Here is a 3003-nt window from a genome sequence, read left to right as displayed (position 1 = left end):
AGCGCAACATGCGAATTTTCGGCGAATGTCGTCTTCACAGTATAACCAGATTGCTTGGGGTTATATGGTCAAGTGAAGAAGCGCATACGGTGGATGCCTTGGCAGTCAGAGGCGATGAAAGACGTGGTAGCCTGCGATAAGCTTTGGGGAGTCGGCAAACAGACTGTGATCCAGAGATCTCTGAATGGGGGAACCCACTCAGCACAAGCTGAGTATCCTGCACTGAATACATAGGTGCATGAGGCGAACCAGGGGAACTGAAACATCTAAGTACCCTGAGGAATAGAAATCAACCGAGATTCCCTTAGTAGTGGCGAGCGAACGGGGACCAGCCCTTAAGTTGGTTGAAGATTAGTGGAACGCTCTGGAAAGTGCGGCCATAGTGGGTGATAGCCCCGTACACGAAAATCTTCTTTCAATGAAATCGAGTAGGACGGAGCACGAGAAACTTTGTCTGAACATGGGGGGACCATCCTCCAAGGCTAAATACTACTGACTGACCGATAGTGAACCAGTACCGTGAGGGAAAGGCGAAAAGAACCCCGGAGAGGGGAGTGAAATAGAACCTGAAACCGTATGCGTACAAGCAGTGGGAGCCTACTTTGTTGGGTGACTGCGTACCTTTTGTATAATGGGTCAGCGACTTATATTCAGTGGCGAGCTTAACCGAATAGGGGAGGCGTAGCGAAAGCGAGTCTTAATAGGGCGAACAGTCGCTGGGTATAGACCCGAAACCGGGCGATCTATCCATGGGCAGGTTGAAGGTTAGGTAACACTGACTGGAGGACCGAACCGACTACCGTTGAAAAGTTAGCGGATGACCTGTGGATCGGAGTGAAAGGCTAATCAAGCTCGGAGATAGCTGGTTCTCCTCGAAAGCTATTTAGGTAGCGCCTCATGTATCACTGCTGGGGGTAGAGCACTGTTTCGGCTAGGGGGTCATCCCGACTTACCAAACCGATGCAAACTCCGAATACCAGCAAGTGCCGAGCATGGGAGACACACGGCGGGTGCTAACGTCCGTCGTGAAAAGGGAAACAACCCAGACCGTCAGCTAAGGTCCCAAAGTCATGGTTAAGTGGGAAACGATGTGGGAAGGCTTAGACAGCTAGGAGGTTGGCTTAGAAGCAGCCACCCTTTAAAGAAAGCGTAATAGCTCACTAGTCGAGTCGGCCTGCGCGGAAGATGTAACGGGGCTCAAACCATGCACCGAAGCTACGGGTATCACCACTAGGTGATGCGGTAGAGGAGCGTTCTGTAAGCCTGTGAAGGTCAGTTGAGAAGCTGGCTGGAGGTATCAGAAGTGCGAATGCTGACATGAGTAACGACAATGGGAGTGAAAAACTCCCACGCCGAAAGACCAAGGTTTCCTGCGCAACGTTAATCGACGCAGGGTTAGTCGGTCCCTAAGGCGAGGCTGAAAAGCGTAGTCGATGGAAAACAGGTTAATATTCCTGTACTTCCGGTTATTGCGATGGAGGGACGGAGAAGGCTAGGCCAGCTTGGCGTTGGTTGTCCAAGTTTAAGGTGGTAGGCTGGGATCTTAGGCAAATCCGGGATCCCAAGGCCGAGAGCTGATGACGAGTTGCCTTTAGGCGACGAAGTGGTTGATGCCATGCTTCCAAGAAAAGCTCCTAAGCTTCAGATAACCGGGAACCGTACCCCAAACCGACACAGGTGGTTAGGTAGAGAATACCAAGGCGCTTGAGAGAACTCGGGTGAAGGAACTAGGCAAAATGGCACCGTAACTTCGGGAGAAGGTGCGCCGGCGAGGGTCAAGGACTTGCTCCGTAAGCCCATGCCGGTCGAAGATACCAGGCCGCTGCGACTGTTTATTAAAAACACAGCACTCTGCAAACACGAAAGTGGACGTATAGGGTGTGACGCCTGCCCGGTGCCGGAAGGTTAATTGATGGGGTTAGCGCAAGCGAAGCTCTTGATCGAAGCCCCGGTAAACGGCGGCCGTAACTATAACGGTCCTAAGGTAGCGAAATTCCTTGTCGGGTAAGTTCCGACCTGCACGAATGGCGTAACGATGGCGGCGCTGTCTCCACCCGAGACTCAGTGAAATTGAAATCGCTGTGAAGATGCAGTGTATCCGCGGCTAGACGGAAAGACCCCGTGAACCTTTACTATAGCTTTGCACTGGACTTTGAATTTGCTTGTGTAGGATAGGTGGGAGGCTGTGAAGCGTGGACGCCAGTCTGCGTGGAGCCATCCTTGAAATACCACCCTGGCAACTTTGAGGTTCTAACTCAGGTCCGTCATCCGGATCGAGGACAGTGTATGGTGGGTAGTTTGACTGGGGCGGTCTCCTCCCAAAGAGTAACGGAGGAGTACGAAGGTGCGCTCAGACCGGTCGGAAATCGGTCGTAGAGTATAAAGGCAAAAGCGCGCTTGACTGCGAGACCCACACGTCGAGCAGGTACGAAAGTAGGTCTTAGTGATCCGGTGGTTCTGTATGGAAGGGCCATCGCTCAACGGATAAAAGGTACTCCGGGGATAACAGGCTGATACCGCCCAAGAGTTCATATCGACGGCGGTGTTTGGCACCTCGATGTCGGCTCATCACATCCTGGGGCTGAAGCCGGTCCCAAGGGTATGGCTGTTCGCCATTTAAAGTGGTACGCGAGCTGGGTTTAGAACGTCGTGAGACAGTTCGGTCCCTATCTGCCGTGGACGTTTGAGATTTGAGAGGGGCTGCTCCTAGTACGAGAGGACCGGAGTGGACGAACCTCTGGTGTTCCGGTTGTCACGCCAGTGGCATTGCCGGGTAGCTATGTTCGGAAGAGATAACCGCTGAAAGCATCTAAGCGGGAAACTTGCCTCAAGATGAGATCTCACTGGGATCTTGAATCCCCTAAAGGGCCGTCGAAGACTACGACGTTGATAGGTTGGGTGTGTAAGCGCTGTGAGGCGTTGAGCTAACCAATACTAATTGCCCGTGAGGCTTGACCATATAACACCCAAGCAATCTGCCAGGCGCAGGTTGGGTGTGAAGAC

Annotated in this window: 1 rRNA gene; it reads left to right on the top strand. The window is 52.6% G+C overall.

The window, feature by feature from the left end:
• Positions 1–66 precede the first annotated feature (66 nt).
• Positions 67–2959: ribosomal RNA gene (locus G7007_RS21600) — 23S ribosomal RNA — on the top strand.
• The last annotated feature ends 44 nt before the right edge of the window (positions 2960–3003 follow it).

The organism is Pseudomonas entomophila (genome assembly GCF_013523125.1).
GTDB lineage: Bacteria > Pseudomonadota > Gammaproteobacteria > Pseudomonadales > Pseudomonadaceae > Aquipseudomonas > Aquipseudomonas entomophila_B.
Note: the sequence above shows the minus strand (reverse complement) of the source record. Positions and strands in the feature narration are given on the sequence as shown.